Consider the following 22,736-nt stretch of genomic DNA (forward strand, 5'->3'; position numbering starts at 1 on the left):
AAACCCCAAGTTATTATATAGTTATTTATTTTTATTTACAAGTTCACTTCTATTGCAATTTAAAAAATTATTTCTCTCTTTCCAACAAGAAGTCAATTATGTTTTTGTGAACAATGCCTTTTTGTGAAAAATCAAATTTATCCATGGAGAGGACATATTTTGGATAATTGTCTTTTATTAAATCATAAACTCCAAACTCCCTTTCTCTAGTTTTTTCATTTTCCATTAGGTATGAAATTTGAAAATAAGAAATGATCTCTCCTCTTTTTGCCACAAAATCTATTTCTCTATCTTTTACTTTTCCAATTTTCACATCATATCCTCGCGATAAAAGCTCAATGTAGACAATATTTTCCAAAGTTTTTTCAATATCTTTAACGTTAGAAAAGCCCATGGACTGTCTAAAGCCATGATCTGTCAAATAATATTTTTCATCAACCTTTAAGAGTTTTTTGCCTTCTAGATCAAATCTTGGAACTTTTTTTAAGACAAAGGCCCTGTTGCAATATTCCAAATAATTTAAAACAGTGTCTACAGAAATATTTCGATTTTCGCTCTTTAAATAATTTTTTATTGCACTAGCAGAAAATGTCGCGCCAATATTTTGCATTGCGAAGCTGAGAATCCTATTAAAAATATCAACATCTCTTATATTGTTGTAGTTCAAAACATCTTTCACGAGGACTGTGTTATAAATATCATTTAAATATTTCTGAGAAACTTCTTCCTCAAGCTTGAAATATTTTAAACCTGGCATACCACCAATTTTTATAAATTTTTGAAATAAATCTTCTTCATTTAAGTCTGAATCTTTGTAAATTTCTGAAAATTCATAGAAACTTAAGGGCTGGATTTCAAATTCAACATATCTACCAGCAAGAAGTGTTGCCAAGTCACCAGATATTAATTTTGAATTAGACCCAGTGATGTAAATGTCTGAATCAAAGCTAACCCTCAGGGCATTTATTACTTTCTCCCAATCTTCGACTAACTGAATTTCATCAAAGAAAAAATAAACTTTTCCCTTTTGGTCTTTCAATTTTTCATTTAAATATTCTTTTAATGCACTTGAATTGTTAATTTCAAAATATTCAAAGGATTCAAAATTCATATAAATTTTATTTTCTTCAGGAATATCCTTTAAAACGTCGTTCTTAATAATATTTAAAATTGTAGATTTTCCAACACGTCTCATTCCAGTTAAAATTTTTACAATTGGTTTATCAATAAAATTTTTAATTTTTTCTATATACCTATCTCTAAAAATATAATCCATTTGAATCCCTCCATCTATTTCGAGTATACTCGAATTTAAATTATTTTTCAACTTGATTTCGATTATACTCGAAAGACTTTGGGATTTTTTATTTATTTCTATTATAATCGAAAGTCTGAATTGTTTTATTATAGCTTATAAAATCAAATAACATACAAATAAAAAAGCCTTGAGTCTAAACTCAAAGCTTGTAACTTTATATCAAACTATTAATGAACATAACGAGGGGAAAAATTATAATTAACAAGAAATTTAATATTCCAAACAAAAGTGACTTCTCTTTAATTGCAAAGATAAGACCAATAAGTCCTATAACCCTGCAGATAAATAAACTTGTGAGACCTGTCGGTCTTAAGTTTGTAAAACTTTCAAGAATATCTACAGGCAGCATATAAGAAATTATCAAAATTCCTATGCCAATAAAAAATAAATACTTGCTGATATTTTTTCTCATGACTACCTCCTAGTCAAATCCTCTTATCAAATCAATGGGATCGATCTTTAGAATGTTTTTTAAAGATAATTTGTAGATTAATATATTTATACCATAAATCAAAATTCCAAAAGCAAGGAAATATTTATATTCAAAATAAGACAACAAAATTTTCATATCTAATGTTGGAGATATTTTTGCAATTACAAATACAGCAGCAAAACTTACTATTAAAACTATTGCCAGTGATTTAATTTCTTCTAATATAAAATCTCTTGTATATTTATATATTAGTTCTTCCCCATCTATTCCACAAGACATTAAAGATCCAATTTCTTTTTTCCTTGCCATTAAACTTAAATTAATGGAAGAATATCCATTAGTTATATTTAAAATGAAAATTATGCCTGCAATAGAAATTATCATAAGTCCAAAAGTTTTTACATCTTTCATGCGATTTGCCTCTACATCTTTGCTTGTAGTTAAATTATAAGTTTCATTGTAGGCAATGGAAGAATCTAATTTTTCTTTAACTTCATTCTTTATATCGTCTAACTTATTTTCATCAACTTGCATTGATAGTTCATAGGTGTTTCTTCTCAAGTCATTATTATTTTTTAAATAGTACTTATTCCAGTCATCTAAGAGTTTAAAATATGTGTCAAAGTCAACGTATAAATACACATCGAAGGGTAGCCTTCTTTGCCTAAAGTCCTTTGTGCTATCGATTAATTTATCTACTTTGATTGAATAATTGTAATTTTTCTCTTCTGTTATAGAGTAATTTAAAATATCCATATTTTCAAAATATTTTGTTGTTTATGATCCATCAATTGGTGCATTTGGATTGACTTGGACCCTATTTAATAGCAAAGCCTCTCCCTTTTTGCCACCTATCTTTTCAAAAGTTTCATCATCTAAGGCCGTTATAATTCCATCGAGATAAAAATCTTCGCCATTATCATAATATTTTCGAATTTTCTCATCTAAATCAAGAGACCTAAACTCATCTGAATAATTTTGCTCCTTACTAAGGGAAATATATTTTTCAGTTGAAAGAAATGCTCTGTCATTTTCTGTAGTATTCATTATATCTTTTAAGACATTTGGAACTTCAGCTTCATTTGAATGAATTAGTATATTAATATTCGTATTGTAAGTGTAAGTATTTTTCACCCTATTGTACTTTGCCATAGAAAAAACTATTAAAAAAATTGAGACAATTATCATTCCAATGGCAGAAATATATCTCTGAGAGGAAGTAGTTTTTAAATTATTTATCTTTAATTCCTTCCAAATATCTTTATTTCTCTTTAGTTTTATATTTTTGTCATTAAAGTTGCCCCTTACTCCATCAATTATATTTATCTTTGCGATTTTTTTAGCTGGAGCAAGTATTGCTATTAAAATTATAAAAAAGCAAATTAACAAAACTATAAGTGAAAGGCTTGGCGAAAATTCTATATACTTGTACTTTTCCTCTTCTTCTACAATCCTTTGAAGGCCAAGATAGAGGAGGTTGATTCCTCCATATCCGAAAACATGTCCCATAACTATTGGTAGAAGTGAAGTTTTTAATCCATCTTTTAAAAGCAATTTATAAATTTGATAATCTGTTGAACCAATGGATTTGTACATTGAAATTTCTCTTATCTTTCTTAGTCCCCAAACTGTAAAAATATTTTTTACAAAAAATATAAAAATAAGGATTGTAGCAAAAATTAAAAGAGAATCTACAATTATCTGCCTATTTTGCTGAAAAAGACTCCCATCAACATTATAGTAATCTTTCATTATTTCGCTAAATTCTAGTTCTACTTTATCTTTATTCAAGATAGATGCAAGATCTTTTTCTAAATTATCTTTATTACTATAGGCTTTTCTAAAATTATGAAATCTTACAAAGCTATTAGTCTTTGCATTCTTTCCTATGACAGTAGACGCATAAAAAATCTTCATATTTTCATTGTAAAGATTTCTTGTGAGACCACTTATTACATATTCCTTGCTATCTTTTCTTATAAATTCTTCATCCTTAGTAACACTTGAAACTGCTTTTATTTGTTTTCCATTAACTAGTCTATTCCCAAATTCTACTTTTACCTTATCGCCAATTTTTAAATTTTCTTTTTCTGCAAGACTTTTTGGTATGGTGATTTCATTATCTTTTGTAGCAAAGCTTCCCTCTTTTAGCATATTATCTTCTAACATCTTGTTAAAACCATGATCTGTATAATTTACCACTAAGACATTTTGAGATAGCTTGGCAGAATTATTTTCTACTGCAACTTCTCCCACCTCTTTGATGTTTTTTATTTCTTTTAATTTGCTTGTGTCACCAGAAACTGTTTCAGTCATAATTTTAGCATCATAAATTGATCTGTTTCTAAAATATTCATAATCAAATTTATTATTTACATATCCAAAGTAAACACAAAATGTAAAGAAAATTGCAGTTATAAAAAGTGAAAGTGAGATTGATAGATTCTTCTTATTCATTTCTTTCATCTCCCACTACTTTTCCATCCACTATTGTTATTACTCTTTCTGCCTCTAGGGCTATGGACTCGTCATGGGTTATTACAATAATTGTCTGTTTTAAAGTCCTGTTAAAATATTTTAAAATTTCAATTATTTCTCTTGAATTCTCTCTGTCTAGGTTTCCAGTTGGCTCATCAGCGAGCACAAGAGACGGAGAATATATAAGACTTCTTGCTATGGCAACTCTTTGTTGTTGACCACCTGATAGTTCACTTGGAAAAGAATCCAACTTATTTTCTATGCCAAGTTTTCTAACAATATCTAATAGGACTTCATCATTGATTTTTCTCTTATCAAGCTTTAGGGGCAACTCAATGTTATGCCTCACTGTTAAGTTGGGAATTAAATTATAAAATTGATAAATTAGACCTACTTTTCTTCTCCTAAAAAGTGCTAATTCTTTTGATGAATATTTTGAGATGTCATTGCCGTCTATAAATATTTTTCCGGAACTTGGATTGTCCACACCACCCAACAAGTGAAGAAGAGTTGACTTGCCTGATCCACTTGGTCCAACAATTGCAATAAATTCTCCTTTTTCAATTTTTAAATTAACATCATCAATTGCTTTTACAAGATTTTCTCCACTTCCATAAGTTTTTGATAAATTTTCAGTTCTAACAATTTCCATATGTACCTCCCTCTATTTGTCTTAATAATAAAGGGTTAAAATGACTTTTAAGTGACATTGTAAAATTTAATTTTAAAAATCGCACCATCTTTTCCATTTTTTACAGATATATCTCCATTGTTTGCCTCAACAATTGATTTTGCCATGGCAAGTCCTATGCCAAAGCCCTTAGAGTCAGGACTTTTGTAAAATCTTTCAAATATTTTTTTGAAGTTTTCTTCCTTAATCCCTCCACCGTCATCTTCAATTATTATCTCTGTATAAATTGGATTTTTATCCGTAGAAATCTTAATTCTTGTAAGACCATCAAGGCTCAAGGCATTCTTTATAATATTTATTAAAGCTTCAGAGATCCAATAGTAATCGACTTTTATCTCATAATCCTCGTAGTTACAAATAATTTTTACCTTTTTCTCATCAATTGATTTTCTTAAAATATCCAAAACATAGTCAAGTATTTCTGAAATAAAAACTTCTCTCTTATCCATCTTGTCTATATTTGCATCAAGACTAGATAGCTTTAACAAAATATCAGCAAGAGAGTTAAGCCTTTCAAGTTGAGACTCTAACCTTTCAATCTCTTTTCTATTTTCTTCAGTCTTATCAATTGTTTCCAAGTCAAAGACCATTGAAGTGATTGGAGTCTTTATTTGATGGGCAATATCTTCTAGATTTTGCCTCTGTTTTTTTGAATTTATCTCAAGGCTTTCTCTCGCCTCAACAAGTTCTACAAATATCTTATAAATTTTGTCTTCAAGTATAGAAAATTCATCTTGGACCATGGGGATTGAATAGTTCTTTTCTTCCAACCTATCTATAAGTTCTTCCAATTCCTCAATTCTCTTCTTTTGTCTTTTCTTTAAAAAATAATAAAGGGCCAACAAGCTCACAGGGTAAAATAAATAAATCATCAGTCCATCCTATAACCTATTCCACGGATTGTCTTGATAATATCTCTGTCACTTTTGTCCCTAATTCTTTTAATAGTGGCAGTAAGTGTATTATCGTTGACAAATTTCTCTCGCCTATCCCAAAATCTCTCTAGTAAAAAGTCCCTAGTAAAAATTCTATTTGGATTATTTATAAATAATTTCATCACTTCAAATTCCAGTGAAGTTAAATCTAGTTTTTTATCTTTATAATAAAAGCTTCCTTCCTTATTATTTAGAGCCAAGTCCTTGAAGCTAATAAAATCATCTTCTACAAGAGCCGTCCTAAGAGTCTTATCTATTCTCGCTCTTAAGATAGAAAGCTTAAAGGGTTTTGTAATGTAATCGTCGGCTCCACTATCTAGGGCTCTCACGATAAATTTCTCATCGTTTTTTACTGTTGTGATTATTACTCTCACATTGTTTTCTCTCAAAGTCTTCAACAAATTAATTCCATCCCTATCAGGCAAATTTATGTCTAAAATTGCCAAGTCATAAGAATTATTTATTTTTATCCTTGCTTCTTCAAAGTTTTTACAAGTTTCTACTTTAAAATTATTTTTTGACAAATAGGACTCAATCCCTCTTGATAAATTTTCATCGTCTTCTATTAAAATTATTTTTTTCATTTGATCACCTAACACAATCTTGTAAACAAATTCTATCACACTTTAGTTTTTAAAAGAATTCTTAATCTTTTTGCGTTCTTATAAATCTTCCCAACAAAAAAAGCACCAGCTTTCGCCAGTGCTTGTGATTTTAACTCTTTTAATTTTTAAAATTATTTTGCTTGGTTGATTGCATCATTTGCTGCTTCAACAAATTGATTGTAGGATTGTGTTGCGCCAGTCACTGCTTCAACTTATTCTACTGAACCCTTTTCTGTAAGTTCTTGTCCGTAAGTTTGTGAAGCTTCAAGTGTCATTTGTGCAGTCTTGTGTCCTTCTTCGCCAGCTTCTTTACCGTAGTCTTCTCCCTTTTCACTTCCGTCTTTTTGAAGGTTCTTAACTTCAGTGTTAGAAATCTTTCCGTCGGCTACTGTGATTGTAACTTCCATGTGTCCACCAAAGTCATCTTCTGATGATTTACCTGTGTAAGTTCCGTCCTTTAATTCAAGAGCTTCTTCAGTAGTCTTTTCTACATTATTTGCTTCTACCTTAGTGTTATTTTCTTTTGCTGTATTTTCTTTTGCATCGTTTTTTGCTCCACATCCAACTAGTGTTAGCGAAAGTAGTGCTACTGATGCTAGTGTAATTTTCTTATTCATTGTCTCCTCATAATTTCTTCTTTTATTAAGAAAAGCAAAATATGATTAAGATTTCAAAATTTTTATTCTGCAAAGTCCTCTAAATTTATTTCCACAAAGTTTATGCTGCCTCTTGATACAATTTTCATCTCACCAGTGAGTTGATAAATCCAATTAGATATAAAAGGCTCATGGGATACTAGAATATAGTTTTCATCTTGATCTAAAGTTTTTAAAATATCTCTTATCCTTGCTCCTGCAAGATAGTCCTTGACTTCATAAGTTGAGTCCAAGTGCTTGGCCAAAATCTCTGCAGTTTCCTTTGCCCTTTCAAGAGGTGAGGAATAAATCTTGTAGGACCTCTTGTCTTCTAAATTATTTGCAAAAGCCTTAAAAGAATTTTCCAGTTTAACCCTTCCAATGGTAGTCAACTTTCTCTTGAAGTCATCTTCAGCATAAATTTCTGCTTCACCATGTCTTATAAAGTAAATTTTCATTTTCTGTCAATGTTATAGAAAGCATCAAAGCCTGGATAAATTGCCAAGTCGCCTAGTTCGTCTTCAATTCTTAGAAGTTCATTGTATTTTGCAATTCTTTCAGATCTTGCTGGTGCTCCAGTTTTTATAAAGCCAGCGTTTGTTGCAACTGCAAGGTCCGCTATTGTTGAGTCTTCACTTTCTCCTGACCTGTGAGAGATTACTGCTGTGTAATTGTGTCTCTTTGCAAGTTCTATGGAGTCAAGTGTTTCTGTAATTGTTCCAATTTGGTTAAACTTAATTAGGATTGAGTTTGCAGATTCTTTTTCTATTCCTTCTTGAAGTCTTTTTGTGTTTGTAACGAAGAAGTCGTCTCCAACTAATTGAACCTTATCGCCTAGTAGGTCTGTTAAGTGCTTCCAGCCATCCCAGTCGTCTTCATCAAGTCCATCTTCTATAGAATAAATTGGGTATTCCTTTACTAATTCTTCATAGAATTTTGAAAGTTCTTCTGATGTAAACTCACGACCTTCTCCTTCAAGAATGTATTTTTTCTTGTCCTTGTCATAGAATTCTGAAGCTGCAGCGTCAATTGCAAGTACAATGTCCTTGCCTGCTTCATAACCTGCTGCCTTTACAGCTTCAAGTATGCAGTCAAAGGCTTTTTTATTGGATTCAAGATTTGGTGCAAAGCCACCTTCGTCACCAACACCTGTAGAAAGTCCCTTGTCCTTTAAAACTTTTTTAAGTGCATGGTAAACTTCTGCTCCCATTCTTAAAGCTTCCTTAAAAGTTTTTGCTCCTATTGGCATAATCATAAACTCTTGGATGTCCACGTTGTTGTCAGCGTGTTCGCCACCGTTGATTATATTCATCAATGGGATTGGCATAGTTTTTGCATTTACTCCACCAAGATATTGGTAAAGTGGAAGTCCAGCTTCATTTGCTGCTGCCCTTGCTACTGCAAGAGAAACTCCAAGGATTGCATTTGCTCCAAGATTGCCCTTGTTTTCGCTTCCGTCAAGTTCAATAAGCATCTTGTCAATGCCAAGTTGGTCAAAGCAGTCAAAGCAAATTAATTCTTCAGCAATTTTTTCATTTACATTTGCAACTGCCTTTTCAACTCCCTTGCCATTGTATCTATCTTCTCCATCACGAAGTTCTACTGCTTCGTGAATACCAGTTGATGCACCACTTGGCACAATTGCAGAACCAAAACCACCATTAAGTGTTCCCACTTCTACCTCAACTGTTGGGTTTCCCCTTGAATCAAGAACTTCTCTCGCATAAACGTAATCAATTAAACTCATAATTCCTCCTAATTTAAATAAATTCTAATTTAATTATATTAAAATAAAGACTTGCCAGTCATAAGCTCTGGCTGATCTAATCCCATAATTTTTAAAATTGTTGGCGACAAGTCGCAAAGGGCTCCGTCAGACCTAAGTTCCTCATCCCTGTTAAATAAAAATAGGGGAACAAGGTTTGTGCTGTGGCTTGTTACAACATTGCCTTCATTATCAATCATGTACTCACAGTTTCCATGGTCTGCAGTAATTATTGCTGCTCCGTCCTTTTCCTTTAAGACCTTTAAAATTCTTCCAAGGTCATGGTCCACAGTTTCCACTGCCTTTATGGCAGCCTTTAGGTCTCCTGTGTGACCAACCATGTCTGGATTTGCAAAGTTTAAAATTATCAGGCCATACTTGTCCTTTTCCAAACTTTCTATTACCTTATCTGTAACTTCATTGGCAGACATTTCTGGTTTTAAATCATAGGTTGCTACCTTTGGAGACGGGACCAAGATCCTGTCCTCTCCTTCAAAGGGTTTTTCACGCCCACCATTAAAGAAAAATGTAACGTGGGCATATTTTTCTGTCTCGGCAATCCTAAGTTGCTTGATTTTATTTTTTTCAAGAACTTCTCCAAGAGTATCCTTTGGAATTTCGTCCTTAAAGGCAACTAGCTTATTCTTTATTTCCTTGTCATATTCTGTCATAGCAACAAGAGTAGTGTCTATTTTTTTTCTTTCAAAACCTGCGAAGTCATCATCCACAAGGGCCCTTGTAATTTGTCTAACCCTGTCTGGTCTAAAGTTGAAGATAATAACAGAGTCACCATCTTTTATTTCAGAGCCTTTGATAAATTTTGCAGGTTCTAAAAATTCATCAGTAACATCCTTATCATAGGATGACTTTATATAGGAAAGAATGTCTTCTTCAGTGAAGTCCACATCACTTACTAGGTTGTCGTAGTATTTTTTAGTTCTTTCCCATCTCTTGTCACGGTCCATGGCATAATATCTTCCAGAAATTGTGGCAATTTTTCCATTCCCAACTTTTTCTATTTCTTCTTGAAGCTCTCTTATATCGTCAATAGCTGCATGAGGAGAAACGTCACGTCCATCAGTAATTGCATGGATATAAGTTTTTTCTATTCCCTCTTCCTTCATTAATTCTATAAGAGCCTTTAAGTGGTCAAGGTGAGAGTGAACTCCACCCTTGGACACAAGTCCAATTAAGTGAAGGCTTGAATTATTTTTCTTGACATTGTCAATTGCCCTTTTAAATTCTGAATTTTTGAAAAATTCTCCAGACTTAATTGACTCAGTAATCTTTGTCAAATTTTGGTAGATAACTCTTCCTGCCCCAATATTTAAGTGGCCAACTTCAGAGTTCCCCATTTGTCCATGAGGAAGCCCAACATATTCTTCGCTGGCATAAATTTTTGTGTGAGCTGAGGTTTTATAAAGCTCATCAAGAGTTGGAGTCTTTGCAAGTTTAACTGCATTGCCTACTTCACTTTCATTTATCCCAAAACCATCTAAGATTATTAACATTGTTGGTTTCATAGATTTTCACCAGCTTTTATAATTTCAATAAAGTCACTAGCCTTTAGGCTTGCACCGCCAACTAGGACTCCGTCAATATTTTCCTTGGACAAAATTTCTCCTGCATTTGATGGCTTAACAGATCCACCATATAAAATTCTAATTTGTTGAGAAATTTCTCCATATTTTTCATTTATTATATTTCTAATTTCCTTGCACATGTTTTCTGCATCTTCAGATGAGCAAGTTTTTCCTGTTCCAATTGCCCAAATTGGTTCGTAGGCAATAGTAAGATTTTCTAAGTCATCAACTCCATCAAGAGATTTTAAAAGTTCATCTCTTACAAAGTCAATTTCCTTGCCTTCCTCCTTGACTTCAAGGGATTCGCCTAGGCAAAGAATTACTGATAAATCATCTGCAAGGGCCTTTTTAACCTTGGCATTTATAATCTCATCACTTTCAGAAAACTTTTCACGTCTTTCAGAGTGGCCGATGATTACATCTTCAACTCCAATGTCTTTTAACATGGTAGTAGAAATTTCGCCAGTGAAGGCTCCATCATCAAACTCAGACACATTTTGTCCCGCTAGCTTTATCTCATCTTTTAAGTTTTTTCTTAGACTTTCCAGACTCACAAAAGATGGTGCTATTAAAACATCTACCTTATTAAATTCAAATTCATTTATTTCTTTTGCAAATTCAAGGACTTCATAAGAAGTCTTGTTCATCTTCCAATTTCCACAAATATATTTTTTTCTCATGCTTCTTCAACTGCCTCGATACCAGGAAGTTTCTTCCCTTCAAGCATTTCAAGACTTGCTCCACCACCAGTTGAAATGTGAGTTAAGTCATCTGCAACTCCTGCCTTTTCAACAGCAGCAACAGAGTCTCCACCACCAACAATTACTGTGGCATCAAGCTTAGCTAGAATTTTTGCAAGTTCAATAGTTCCGTGGGAGAATTTTTCAATTTCAAAAACTCCACAAGGTCCATTTAAGACAACAGTCTTTGCCTTAGATAGTGATCCTTCAATATCCTTTAGACTTTCTTTACCAATGTCTAAGATCATGTCATCTTCAGCAACATCTTCCACATCTTTTAAAGTTCCCTTTGCGTTTTCAGATACTTCTGGAGCAACAATAACGTCCTTTGGAAGAATTATTTCAACTTGATTTTCTACTGCCTTTGCCATTATTTCTCTAGCAAGGTCTAGCTTGTCATCTTCTACAAGAGATTTTCCAACTTCAAGTCCCTTTGACTTTAAGAAGGTGTTGGCCATGGCACCAACAATTACTAGGAAATCAACTTTTTCCAATAGATTTTCTATTACTCCAATCTTGTCAGAAACCTTTGATCCACCAAGAATTGCCGCAAAAGGTTTTTCTGGGTTCTTAAGAGCATCTTCAAAGTATTTAATTTCTTTTTCAACTAGAAGTCCTGCGCAAGATGGTAGGAATTCTGTCACACCAACATTTGATGCGTGAGCCCTGTGGGCAGTTCCAAAGGCATCATTTACAAAGATGTCACCAAGAGATGCAAGTTTTTTGGCAAAGTCAGAATCATCCTTTTCTTCACCCTTGACAAATCTCAAGTTTTCAAGAAGAACAATTTCTCCTTTTTGTAATTCTTTTACTTGACTTACAACTTCCTCATCAACAACTTCTTTCGAAGGAATAAATTTTACATCCTTCTTCAAAAGTTCTGAAGCTCTTTTTGCAACTGGTTCAAGAGATAGGTCTTCCTTGTATTCTCCCTTAGGTCTACCAAGGTGACTCATAAGAACAACTTTGGCCCCATTTTCTATTAAATATTCAATAGTTGGGATTGCCTTAATAATTCTGTCGTCGCCAGTTACCACTCCATCCTTTAGGGGCACGTTAAAGTCCACCCTAACTAGAGCAGTTTTATCATTAAAATCAAAATCTCTAATAGTTTTTTTCACATTACACCTCTAATTTTAGATTTATACCGTCATATTCCGTCAATTTATCATTTAAATTATACCACAAATCATAAAGAGTTGAAGTTAGTACTACTGCTTTATAAGTATTTATAAGGGTAAATTCATTAAAAAATCAAGGAATAATTACTATACTTGCACTTCCCTTTTTGTGATATAATTTGTTAAATCGATAAATTGATATAAGCTTCAACTTTCGTTACTTAAAATTCAAAAAAATATGTAAATTAATTCCCAAATATATGAAATTATTAGATAAAATTTTTGATTTAAATTCTATCAATTATTTGAAGGAGATGTTTCTTATGAAAATGCAATTAATTAAGTTCCTCACTATAATCCAGCCTCAATATCTTTTTAACATAATTGAGATTATACTTTTGATTTTAATATTAAAAAAATTAAAAGAACTATTTAAGGAGATGTGATTTTATAGAAAAATATGAAGCGACTATGACAATCCTTACAGGTCTAATTCCCTATACAATTTTACATGTGATTAAGATTGTCTTACTTATAAAAATATTAAATCTTTTAAAACAATTTAAAAAATAAAAAAAGCAAAAAAATTGGAACTGAGATAATTTTTTCTCAGTTCCTTTTACTTTTATAAATAAAATTTTTATTAATATAATTTTGCTCCTGCTGGAATTTTATCTTCTAGCATCACTAGGTTTAATAGTTCTTCTCCATCATAGTCGCTTCATATTTTCTCTCCTTGTTGATGACCATTACCATAAAAAAAGTTATACAATAAATTTTTACAAACACAATTTATATCAGCTTTTTTACCATTTTCTTTAACTCAGGCAAGACATCCTCTCTAAAAAAAGGATTTTTTGCTATCCACCTGTTGTTTAGAGGACTTGGGTGGACTATTGGGAAATATTCTGGCAAAAATTCTTTGTAAGATTTTACTGTTTCAGTTAAATTTTTCTTAAATTTATCCTTCAAATAAAACTTTTGAGCATAGGCTCCTATCAAAATAGTTAACTTTATATCCTTCAATTCATTTAATAATAGTGGATGGTATTCTTTTGCAATAAAAGATCTGGGAGCCTTGTCGCCCGATTTTCCCTTTCCAGGATAATAAAAATCCATTGGAATTATAGAAAAGTCTTCACTATGGAGGACGTCTTCTGATATACCCAACCATTTGACAAGATTTTCCCCACTCTTATCATTAAATAAAATACCAGTCTCTTCAACCTTTTCCCCAGGAGCTTGCCCAATTATCAAAATTTTTGATTTTGGATTTAGCTGGAATATTGGGTTAATTCCTCTATTTGTGTAGATTTCATTTCTGCGATCTTCTTTTAATTTTTTAATAATAATTTTTTCTTTCATAATTTTGCCATCACCTTCATTAGAATTAGAACCTTACCAAGCTTTAGGACAAGTAACAATTTTCGTAAAAAATCTATTCTTAGCCTAGTAAAACTTTTAACTTATATAAAATTATTACCCATTTTTGTCTTGACTCTCATCATGAATTGCATAATCTACTATCATTCCTTGTGATGTTAAATTTTCTTTTATAAATCTTTCAATTAGGTTTTTATTTCTTGATCTGTTAGTTCTTCTGTATTTTCTATAAGACTTTCTAAGATTGCTCCTCTTATGATTAGTCTATGAGTTCTTTCTTTTCTTCTTTTCACTATGTCTTGTTTTAATATCTTCTTTTCTTGATTTTTTAGTTGCTTTAATCTTTCTTCTGTATCATCAATTTTATCTTTTATTTCTTTTGACTCTTGTCTTATTTGCTCTAAATTTTTCATATATAACTCCTTTCTTGTAATAAAAAAAGACGATAGAGTTTTTAATTTCTATCGCCTAAAATATCCACGTTTTAATATTTTCTAATTCAATAAGTTTTTATCTCTTTGCTACAAGACCATATTTTAGGTCCAGCAGCTCTGAATATTAATATATTTACTTATTAATTCTATACATAAAACCTAATATAGATATAGCATCTTCCATTTTAAGTATCTAATTTTAGATTTACCATTCTTTTTGAGTTCAATACGCATGATGTTATAAATAGCATCAAATATATTGCACAAAGTGCAACATTTCCACCTGACTTAGAAAATCCAAGCCTATTTAATGTAAATATTTCTATTGATACTAGCATTATAGACCCAATCAAGCCTAAAACCATCCACAAATCACCTTTCTCTAAATCAATAAAGTACATGGCTAAGTAGAAGATTGATACTAGTTGCAAAATAATACCTAATAGAACATTTAACAAAGCTATTAAGTCTGAAGATCCATAATCAAAATAATTCTTACCTAGATAGATTGATATATAATTCAAAATAATCAACATCAATATAGAAAAGAGAATAATAACTACTTGACTTATATATTTTGATAGTATTATATTTTTACTTTTTATTGGTAGCATGAATTCATATTTATATAATTTTAAATCATAATCTTTTCTTTGAGATAAAAGAAGCAACAAACTGTTAGCGAAAATTACTACTGCAAAATACGCAAAAACAACCATTTGTATGTCAGCAAATAAATTTATTAGAATCCATACTAAAATTAAAAATGCATTCATTATAAAAATGTTTTTAATATTTTTGTAATATATTTCTAACAATAAACCTTTCATATATTAGTCCTCCTTCCCTGTTAATATTAATAACATCTCATCAAAATTTGGTTTATTCACAACAAATTCTTTATACTTATTCTTTATCTTCGATATATCTTTTACTAAAATATCTACCCTTCCAAATTCCTTCCTGTATGAAATGATGTCCGTTTTTTCCACTTTTTCTAGTTCTTTATCAGTACAACGAAGTATCCCATAGTTATATAACAATTCATCCTTTTCTTCACTCAACACGACTTTGCCATTATCCATAAAAACTATATAATCAGCTATTTTTTCCAAATCTGTTGTAATATGTGATGATATATACACGGAGTTTTCTGGGTTTTCTATAAATTCCAACAATATACCCAGTATTTCATCTCTGCTTACTGGATCTAAACCTGAAGTAATCTCATCTAATATGAGAAGTTTTGTTTCGTGAGACAACGCTATAGCCAACGATAACTTTTTTTTCATACCAAATGAAAATTGCTTAGTCTTCTTGTCTATTGGTAAATTAAATCTATTCAAATAATTTTTAAAACTATCTTCTTCCCAATTACTGTAATTAAATTTCATTACCTCATTTATCTCATTAGACGTTAATAATAATGAAAAGTTTGGCTCATCTAAAACAACACCTATGTGTTTTTTAATATCTATTTGATTACAATCTTCAGTACCAAATATCTCTATTTTTCCCTCATCTTTTTGAAACATTCCAAGTATACAAGAAATAGTAGTACTTTTCCCCGCTCCATTTCTTCCTATATTTCCTACAATAGATCCATAAGGTACTTCAATATTTATATTTTTCAAAGAAAAATCATTTGTTTTATTCTTTTTATTTAATCCAGATACCCTTAATGCTAATTTATTTTCATATGAATCCATCATTGCCCCTCCTCATATATCTTTTTTATTAAATCTATTAAGTCATCTAACGAAATAGAACTTGATTGTATGCTCTTGACAATTTTTTTAGCTAAATCTTCCACTTCTTTATATGTTTCTATTTTTTGTAATTCAATATTTCTTGCTGATATAAAACTGCCTTTACCATGAATAGTCTCAATAAATCCATCTTTTTGTAAATTTTCATAAGCCTTTTGAACTGTAATTACAGCTACCTTAAGATTTTTAGCTAATACTCTCATAGATGGTATAGAATCTCCAGTTTTCAAATCTTCATTCATAATTTGTTTTTTTATCTGATTTTCGATTTGTTCATAAATCGGTTCGCTAGAATCGGTATTTATAATAATATTTATAATGCACCTCCTGTTCCAGAAGTGTACTTATGTGTACTTATCGTTTTAATAATACCACCAATAAAAATTTTTTTCAACCCCCTTAATTTCCTAATTTTGAATATAAAAAAAGACGATAGAGTTTTTTAATTTCTATCGCCTATTAATACTTTTCTAATATTCTAAATTATTTTTTTTATGAGCTACAAACACATAGTTACTTAAGTAGTACCCTTTTAATTTATTCATACATTTCAAATGCTCTCTAGATATATTAGTAATAATAACCTCCCTATTCGAATCTCTATATATCATATAACCGAACATCGCCCATAAGGGATTCAAATAAATCAAGTTTAATCTAAGATAAATATAACCAATCAAAATAAAAAGAAATATATTAGCCATATATACCTCAGTTGTATTGTCACCATTCGTTACAAGAGGAATTATATATGTCATAATATAGCTAAGAACAGTATCGTCCGGCCTTTCCAAATCTTCAATTAGTTTTTCCTTGCTCCCTTTTCCTAACTTTAATAATACAATGCTAAATATAGATATTATGATGAATAGACCCAATGCTAAGGTAACAATAATTGAGAAAACATTCATACACTTAAAACCCTCAATAATTTTCTTATAATAAAGAATTGTTATCATAATATAAAGAGGAAAATATGAAGAAATAAACATAATAGTTCTAACTAAACTATTATAAAGCTTATCCAGCCTTTTATTCATAAGATAACCTCCTTTATTTGTCATCTACTCCTTTTTGTTTATTAATAATACTCAAATAATATGAATCTCTTAATATCCTTAGTATGTCCATGATTTGACTTTTCTCTTCATAGACTATAGTAAAACGCGGTTTTTCATTATAATTTATATCTAAATTAAACATATCAATAGTTTCCTTGATATTTTTATAATTATCATATGTCTTAGATACATCTATATTTTCACTAGACATCTTAGTTAAAGTTTTTCTATAGCGACCATCATTTAAACAATCTTCATAAAAACTTTCAAAATTAACTATACCATCACTTAATCCTTCTTGAGTTAAAAATGCTGAAGCATTATCTCTAAACTGCTCATCTAGATTAAATATCCTTTCCAATGAGTAATGGGACAATATTATTATTTTATTATCAACTACTATAAAGTCTACCTCCCCATCTATCCCTATTAATTTACTTTCTACCTTATTCAGAGTATTTCCGTTAAATCTTGCAATTATACCCTTAGAATGTAATTTTCTAAATTTAGTTACTCTTCTAAAGATTTTAATTTCAGGAAAATTTTCATCTTCTTTTTTGATTTCAAAAGTATAAAAATTATAATTATCTGGATCTATTTCTGTTTCTACATGATCGCTATTTCTAAAACTGTCAATAACTCTGTCATAATAATTTATATATGAAGTTTCACATGTTTCTATAGTGCCATCTTTATATCCTGTTGGATTATACTCAACTATCTCTTTGTCTGAAAAAGTTTCAACATACTCAATTATTAAATTTAATAAATCGTCGAAAATTTGTGCGTCTATATTTGGAGAAAAACTAACATAATTACCATTTCTTAATTTACGTGAAAAAAACAAGTTAAATTCCAAATCATTTTCTCTCAAATTGCTAACTAAGTCAGCTATACTAATACTCATATTTGTATCCTCCATATTTTATATTTATTACCATCTATTTTAAATTTTAACCGAATCAGTCTTTTGATAATTTAGTCCAAAATATTTTTGGTTGGATATTGTTTCTGATGTGTTATATAGGTCTATAGTAGAAACTACGTTTAATAACGTAGTATCAAGCTTGATATAAAAATGAAACTGGGATTCATAACAAACCCCAGTTTCATAATTAGCGTGTTCTTTAATATAATTTTGATCCTGCTGGAATCTTGTCTTCTAGCATTACAAGGTTTAATAATTCTTCTCCATCGTATTCGCATACTGCTGATAGAAGCATACCGCAAGATTCAACTCCCATCATCTTTCTTGGTGGAAGGTTTGTTATTGCAACAAGAATCTTGCCAATTAAATCTTCTGCATCGTAAACATTTTTGATTCCTGATAGGATAATTCTATCTTCACCAGATCCATCGTCAAGTGTGAACTTGAGAAGTTTTTTAGATTTTGGAACTTCTTCACAATTCTTAACTTTTACAACTCTGAAGTCAGATTTTGAGAAAGTATCAAAGTCTACCATGTCTTCAAATAGAGGTTCAACCTTTACCTTGGACATGTCAATCTTTGCACTTGCATTGTCATCTGCTGCCTTATTTGCTTTTATTTCTGCAACTTCTTTTCCAAGTGGCTTCATTGTTGGGAAAATCCCCTCTACCTTAGATAATTGTCTAAATCTCTATAAAAGTCTATTTTATGGTACTTCTCCATTTACGACAATTTGCTAACTCTCTATAAGTGCCTATAGATTTCTAGCAAATTGTCGTAAATTTGTCGTAAGCTGTCGTAAATTCTAAAATATAAATTTCATTGCTTTTTCAAATTCTCCCATCTGTTCTATCTTAAAATCTTCTGTTGCATCTACATATATATCCATTGTTGTACTAATATCAGAATGACCTAGAATAGACTGCATTGCTTTTGTATTTATATTTTGTTCATTAAGCCTTGTAGTAAAGGTGTGTCTGAAAATGTGATTGCTTAAATGTGGAACTAATAGAATATCATTAGAGTTCGATTTATTTTTATCCATTATACTTAAATTGCAATCTCTAACAATTCTTCTTAAAGCTTTATTAAGTGTTCCATTATTATGAACCTTTCCAAATCTATTTAAAAATACAAAGTCTTTAAATCCATCGATTGAATCACAACATTCGATTCCAAAAGTCTTTTGTAACTCTCTTTCCATAAGAAAAGCATCTTTTACTTTTTGAACCATAGGAATACTTCGCTTACCTGATGCTGTCTTCGGTGTATTAATAGCATATCTATTGTTTAATCCTTTACCTTTACTATAATATACCAAAGTCCTATTTACATTTATAAGACCATTATCAAAATCTAGATCGTCCCATTGCAATCCTGTAACTTCTCCAACTCTCATTCCTGTCCAAAGCATAACAATGAATATTGGATACCATTTTTTATATTCGTCACTATTAGATAAATATTCTTCAAATAGCACCTGTTCTTCTATTGTCATGGCTTTTTTCTTCGGAGATTCATTTCGATAAGCTACTTTCAATTCCTTCAAAGCATTGTCAGATGGATTAAACCTTATATATTCGTCATCCACTGCTAATTCTAAAACCTGATGTAGCACAGTATGGACACAATCTATGGTAGAAACCATCAATCCCTGGTCTTCCTTTAATCTGTTATAAAAACTTCTAACATCAGATCTTTTAATATCAGATAGTTTAATACGACCAAAAGTCGGTTCGACGAATTGTTGATACATATAGATGTAATTTTTAAAGGTATTATCCTTTAAACCTCTTTTTACCTTTGTCCATAACTTAAAAGTATCATTTACAGACAAGCTACTTCCTTCGTTGTTGATTCCATCTATAGTATTGCGTAAAATATCCAATTCCTTTTCTCTTAATTCCTTTAGAGTTTTCGCATAGATAGATTTTCTACGCCCTATTTTGTCTTGCCACTTAAATTCATAAGTGCCATTTGACCTTTGATATTCACCGTCTTTTAAAACAACCCCTTTACTATCTTTGCGTCTTTTTACCATAAAAATTCTCCTTTTTTGATAAAAGACACGCTATAATTATTATACCGCATTAAGCGTGTTTTATATATAATTTTAGATTAGATAGAGAACTGTCTATTTAAATATTCTTCCATTAACTTTTTCTTAATAAGACGCTTACTACCATTAAATAATACAAAATCGCAATCATTTTCATCCGTTAATTGTCTAACTTTATCTTGACCAATATTAAAATATTCAGATGCTTCTTTTAATGTTAGAAATGCTTTCTCAGAAACACGAACACCTTTTATATTTTCGTTAATCATAAATCCTCCAAATAATATATTTAAAATATTTATTTTAATATTTTTAAAGTTTTTTGACATTGACAAGTGCCTTGGATTAGCAACATAGGAATCTCACCTCCGCCTCTGTTCAGGATGAGCCGGCTTCAACCTTAGAAGTATCATTATCCTCATTTTCTTCGTAGCGAATAGGGTATCCCTCCCTATATTCAAACTCTTACTTATCGCTCTCTTTCTTCTTCCCTTGCTTTTTGCTTAGCAGTACTTGTTTTGCCGAATTATTCAGCAGAAAGATCTTGGCGGATAGGTTATTATGCTCCAAAAATGATTAATGTCTTGTCTTGGTCTATTCAATTGTTAAGGTTCAAATATTGTTTAAATTTCTTTTAAAATAGAAAGAGGACAAAACTCCCCTCACTTTATAAAGGAAAATTTGCCCTCTTTGGTAACCAGAAACTATATTTCTTCTATAAATTTCTTTAGTTTTTCTAAAATCTTATCTCGCCTTTTTATTAAAGCAGGATGTGATATATTTTGAGTCTTTGCTACTGCACGAAGTGTTTCATCATTGAAATATAATCTTTCGATTATTTCCTGTTCCTCCTCATTTAACTTTGACATAGCATTTCTTAGTGCTTCAATCATTATTTGTGTAGCTACAACTTTTTCAACATCAACATTTTTATCTTCTAGATTATTTTCAAAATTCCCATCGTGATTTAGGGACGAAAAAAAGAGCAAGTGGTTTTTCTTGTCCACCTGCTCTAAATACTTTTCGTGTTCTTTTTCTCGCCAGTAGACTTTATATATCTGCTCGCTGACTTTAACCCTTTGTCCGTTGACATAAAGGTAATACTCTTTTGCCATAAAGTTTCCTCCATTTCTTTTTTGTCTATTTGTTATTCAGACAAAAAAGGAGGACTCCTGCATCTTGGCATAAGAAGTCCTCTGAAATGAAAGAAATCCGTTCTTTCTTTTACTATATTTAATTGTTTAGACGAGAATATGTAAAGACAGACAACTACAAGAATTATAGAAAAAAGGAGTATTTTTATTCCATTTCAATTCTACAAGGTAACTTATACACTTGTTCATCTCCCTTTCCCTCCGTTCATTATAGATAAATAGCATCCATAGCTACAGCCTCTTTTGATTATTTTCGCTTTTATATCAAATGTCCTTGTATTTACGCTTTGTCTTTTCCCATTTTCCTAAGTCCATTAAGCATTAAAAACAGTCCCAACATAATCATACTAAAATCTACAATAGGTTCAGCCCACCAAACTGCACTTGCTCCAAAAAACTTTGGAAGCAATAATATAGCCGGAATAAACAAAATCAGTTGTCTAAGCATTACAATCATGCTTGCTTTTTTCCCATCTCCAATAGATTGAAAGAATGTAAGTGTCATTATCATAATTCCATACAAAATAAATGTGGAATAAAACATCTTGAAATTCATAACACCAGCTTCTATGATTTCACTTCTTACACTGAATAGTGATAGTAATTTTTCTGAATAAAACATCGATGGTATCCATGAAAGAGCTGCAAGAATAGTTGCTCCGTACATAAAAACCTTCATTGTATCTTTTACTCTTTTATATTGCTTTGCTCCGAAATTTGCCCCAATAACAGGCTGTAAACCTTGGCTCATTCCCCAAAGAGGAATAAAGGAGAACATATACAATCTCATTGTAGCAGCCATTAAAATTCCCCAATTATCTCCACCGTATGCGAAAGCTTGCTTAAACAAGAATGTTTGTTGTACTGCAAACAAAATTTGCATCATCATTGCAGAACTTCCTATGCTAAACATTTCACTGGAAATATCCTTACTCTTTTGGATTTTATGAATCCCCACAAAAGCACTTTTCTTTGAAAAATAGCGGAAGGTTAATATAGCTTGCACAATTTGAGAGATTACAGTTGCAACAGCTGCCCCTTCAATCGCATATTCTCCCATCAACTTCATGAAAATGGGATCTAAAATAATGTTTAATATTGCTCCTACCCCCATAATAATCATGGATTGCTTTAATGCACCTTCACCACGCATTGTCATATTTCCGGCTTGAGCAAAATTAACAAATATGGATCCAAAAAAAACTACTCTTAAATATCTGACTCCAAGTTCTTTAATATTCCCCTTTGCTCCTACTAAATCCAAAAAATTAGGTGCAAATATCAAACCTAATATTGTGATAACTATAGAGAATAAAATTACCCAATAACAAAAATTTCCAAATATCTTGTCAGTTGTTTCTTTATCTCCCTTTCCAATCGCCCTTGATAATATTGATGCACTACCAACTCCAATAAGTGCTGATACTCCACCATTTATTATTGTTAAGGACATGGATATACTAATAGCAGACATTGCATAGTCTCCAATAATCCATCCAGCAAAAATTCCGTCCATAAATGGATATAGCCCTATAACTACCATTCCTATAATTCCCGGAATAGCTAACTGAAACAATAAATCTTTAGGACTTTTGGTTAAAAGTTGTGTTTTCATATCTTGTTTTCCCATATGACTTCCTCCAG

General features: G+C 31.0%; 24 protein-coding genes and 3 pseudogenes. All 27 read right to left on the minus strand.

Features of this window, described 5'->3' with window-relative positions; genetic code table 11:
* Window positions 1-67: 67 nt before the first annotated feature.
* On the minus strand, window positions 68-1,276 hold the full coding sequence (locus DRZ96_RS09685; protein WP_112890501.1) for an ATP-binding protein: 1,209 nt from the start codon (window positions 1,274-1,276) through the stop codon (window positions 68-70).
* Between the two features lie 196 nt (window positions 1,277-1,472).
* Entirely contained in the window at window positions 1,473-1,730 is a 258-nt protein-coding gene (locus tag DRZ96_RS09690) for a hypothetical protein (RefSeq protein ID WP_112890502.1), read from the minus strand.
* Window positions 1,731-1,739: 9 nt separating this feature from the next.
* On the minus strand, window positions 1,740-2,507 hold the full coding sequence (locus DRZ96_RS11770; protein WP_236587196.1) for an ABC transporter permease family protein: 768 nt from the start codon (window positions 2,505-2,507) through the stop codon (window positions 1,740-1,742).
* A gap of 21 nt (window positions 2,508-2,528) precedes the next feature.
* Window positions 2,529-4,208 (minus strand): ABC transporter permease, encoded by a 1,680-nt coding sequence (locus DRZ96_RS09695; protein WP_236587197.1) that lies wholly within the window; start codon window positions 4,206-4,208, stop codon window positions 2,529-2,531.
* Entirely contained in the window at window positions 4,201-4,881 is a 681-nt protein-coding gene (locus DRZ96_RS09700) for an ABC transporter ATP-binding protein (RefSeq protein ID WP_112890503.1), read from the minus strand. Before DRZ96_RS09700 ends, DRZ96_RS09695 begins: the two co-directional genes overlap by 8 nt.
* Window positions 4,882-4,928: 47 nt before the next feature.
* On the minus strand, window positions 4,929-5,792 hold the full coding sequence (locus tag DRZ96_RS09705) for a sensor histidine kinase (protein WP_112890504.1): 864 nt from the start codon (window positions 5,790-5,792) through the stop codon (window positions 4,929-4,931).
* Window positions 5,792-6,439, minus strand: a complete 648-nt coding sequence (locus DRZ96_RS09710; RefSeq protein WP_070702117.1) for a response regulator transcription factor — start codon at window positions 6,437-6,439, stop codon at window positions 5,792-5,794. Before DRZ96_RS09710 ends, DRZ96_RS09705 begins: the two co-directional genes overlap by 1 nt.
* 152 nt (window positions 6,440-6,591) lie before the next feature.
* Window positions 6,592-6,666: pseudogene (locus DRZ96_RS12330) on the minus strand (hypothetical protein); the annotation flags it as partial.
* 6 nt (window positions 6,667-6,672) lie between these two features.
* Entirely contained in the window at window positions 6,673-7,077 is a 405-nt protein-coding gene (locus DRZ96_RS09715; RefSeq protein WP_201621242.1) for a hypothetical protein, read from the minus strand.
* Window positions 7,078-7,139: 62 nt separating this feature from the next.
* A complete protein-coding gene (locus tag DRZ96_RS09720) occupies window positions 7,140-7,553 on the minus strand; it encodes a SixA phosphatase family protein (protein ID WP_112890505.1) in 414 nt (137 codons plus the stop codon).
* A complete protein-coding gene (eno, locus tag DRZ96_RS09725; protein ID WP_112890506.1) occupies window positions 7,550-8,842 on the minus strand; it encodes a phosphopyruvate hydratase in 1,293 nt (430 codons plus the stop codon). Before eno ends, DRZ96_RS09720 begins: the two co-directional genes overlap by 4 nt.
* Window positions 8,843-8,880: 38 nt before the next feature.
* Window positions 8,881-10,383 carry a 2,3-bisphosphoglycerate-independent phosphoglycerate mutase gene (gpmI, locus tag DRZ96_RS09730; protein ID WP_112890507.1) on the minus strand — a complete coding sequence of 501 codons (1,503 nt, stop codon included), beginning with the start codon at window positions 10,381-10,383 and terminating at the stop codon, window positions 8,881-8,883.
* Window positions 10,380-11,123, minus strand: coding sequence for a triose-phosphate isomerase (gene tpiA, locus DRZ96_RS09735; protein ID WP_112889239.1), 744 nt, complete (start codon window positions 11,121-11,123; stop codon window positions 10,380-10,382). Before tpiA ends, gpmI begins: the two co-directional genes overlap by 4 nt.
* Complete coding sequence (locus DRZ96_RS09740; RefSeq protein WP_112890508.1) at window positions 11,120-12,304, minus strand: phosphoglycerate kinase; 1,185 nt, start codon at window positions 12,302-12,304, stop codon at window positions 11,120-11,122. Before DRZ96_RS09740 ends, tpiA begins: the two co-directional genes overlap by 4 nt.
* A 792-nt stretch (window positions 12,305-13,096) precedes the next feature.
* Complete coding sequence (locus tag DRZ96_RS09750; RefSeq protein ID WP_112890509.1) at window positions 13,097-13,669, minus strand: uracil-DNA glycosylase family protein; 573 nt, start codon at window positions 13,667-13,669, stop codon at window positions 13,097-13,099.
* A gap of 117 nt (window positions 13,670-13,786) precedes the next feature.
* Window positions 13,787-13,891, minus strand: a pseudogene (locus tag DRZ96_RS09755) (MobA/MobL family protein); the annotation flags it as partial.
* Window positions 13,879-14,100 (minus strand): annotated as a pseudogene (locus DRZ96_RS09760) (DUF3847 domain-containing protein); the annotation flags it as partial. The pseudogenes DRZ96_RS09760 and DRZ96_RS09755, both read right to left, overlap by 13 nt.
* Before the next feature lie 206 nt (window positions 14,101-14,306).
* Window positions 14,307-14,951: an ABC-2 transporter permease gene (locus DRZ96_RS09765; protein WP_112890510.1), complete on the minus strand. Its 645-nt coding sequence runs from the start codon at window positions 14,949-14,951 to the stop codon at window positions 14,307-14,309.
* Between the two features lie 3 nt (window positions 14,952-14,954).
* Window positions 14,955-15,833 (minus strand): ABC transporter ATP-binding protein, encoded by an 879-nt coding sequence (locus tag DRZ96_RS09770; protein WP_112889278.1) that lies wholly within the window; start codon window positions 15,831-15,833, stop codon window positions 14,955-14,957.
* A complete protein-coding gene (locus DRZ96_RS09775) occupies window positions 15,830-16,210 on the minus strand; it encodes a GntR family transcriptional regulator (RefSeq protein ID WP_322788181.1) in 381 nt (126 codons plus the stop codon). Before DRZ96_RS09775 ends, DRZ96_RS09770 begins: the two co-directional genes overlap by 4 nt.
* A 150-nt stretch (window positions 16,211-16,360) precedes the next feature.
* Window positions 16,361-16,930, minus strand: coding sequence for a hypothetical protein (locus tag DRZ96_RS09780; RefSeq protein WP_146740971.1), 570 nt, complete (start codon window positions 16,928-16,930; stop codon window positions 16,361-16,363).
* A 13-nt stretch (window positions 16,931-16,943) separates the two neighbouring features.
* On the minus strand, window positions 16,944-17,858 hold the full coding sequence (locus DRZ96_RS09785; RefSeq protein ID WP_172605478.1) for a Kiwa anti-phage protein KwaB-like domain-containing protein: 915 nt from the start codon (window positions 17,856-17,858) through the stop codon (window positions 16,944-16,946).
* A 220-nt stretch (window positions 17,859-18,078) separates the two neighbouring features.
* Window positions 18,079-18,528 carry a methionine--tRNA ligase gene (locus DRZ96_RS09790; protein WP_112890513.1) on the minus strand — a complete coding sequence of 150 codons (450 nt, stop codon included), beginning with the start codon at window positions 18,526-18,528 and terminating at the stop codon, window positions 18,079-18,081.
* 156 nt (window positions 18,529-18,684) lie between these two features.
* Window positions 18,685-19,920 (minus strand): tyrosine-type recombinase/integrase, encoded by a 1,236-nt coding sequence (locus DRZ96_RS09795; protein ID WP_019132791.1) that lies wholly within the window; start codon window positions 19,918-19,920, stop codon window positions 18,685-18,687.
* 77 nt (window positions 19,921-19,997) lie between these two features.
* Window positions 19,998-20,207 carry an excisionase gene (locus tag DRZ96_RS09800; protein ID WP_009345237.1) on the minus strand — a complete coding sequence of 70 codons (210 nt, stop codon included), beginning with the start codon at window positions 20,205-20,207 and terminating at the stop codon, window positions 19,998-20,000.
* A gap of 435 nt (window positions 20,208-20,642) precedes the next feature.
* Entirely contained in the window at window positions 20,643-21,053 is a 411-nt protein-coding gene (locus tag DRZ96_RS09805; protein WP_036758229.1) for a sigma factor-like helix-turn-helix DNA-binding protein, read from the minus strand.
* Between the two features lie 319 nt (window positions 21,054-21,372).
* Window positions 21,373-22,722 (minus strand): MATE family efflux transporter, encoded by a 1,350-nt coding sequence (locus DRZ96_RS09810; protein WP_112890514.1) that lies wholly within the window; start codon window positions 22,720-22,722, stop codon window positions 21,373-21,375.
* Between the last annotated feature and the right edge of the window lie 14 nt (window positions 22,723-22,736).

The sequence above is a fragment of the Peptoniphilus harei genome, from assembly GCF_900454685.1.
Taxonomy (GTDB): Bacteria; Bacillota; Clostridia; order Tissierellales; family Peptoniphilaceae; genus Peptoniphilus_A; species Peptoniphilus_A harei.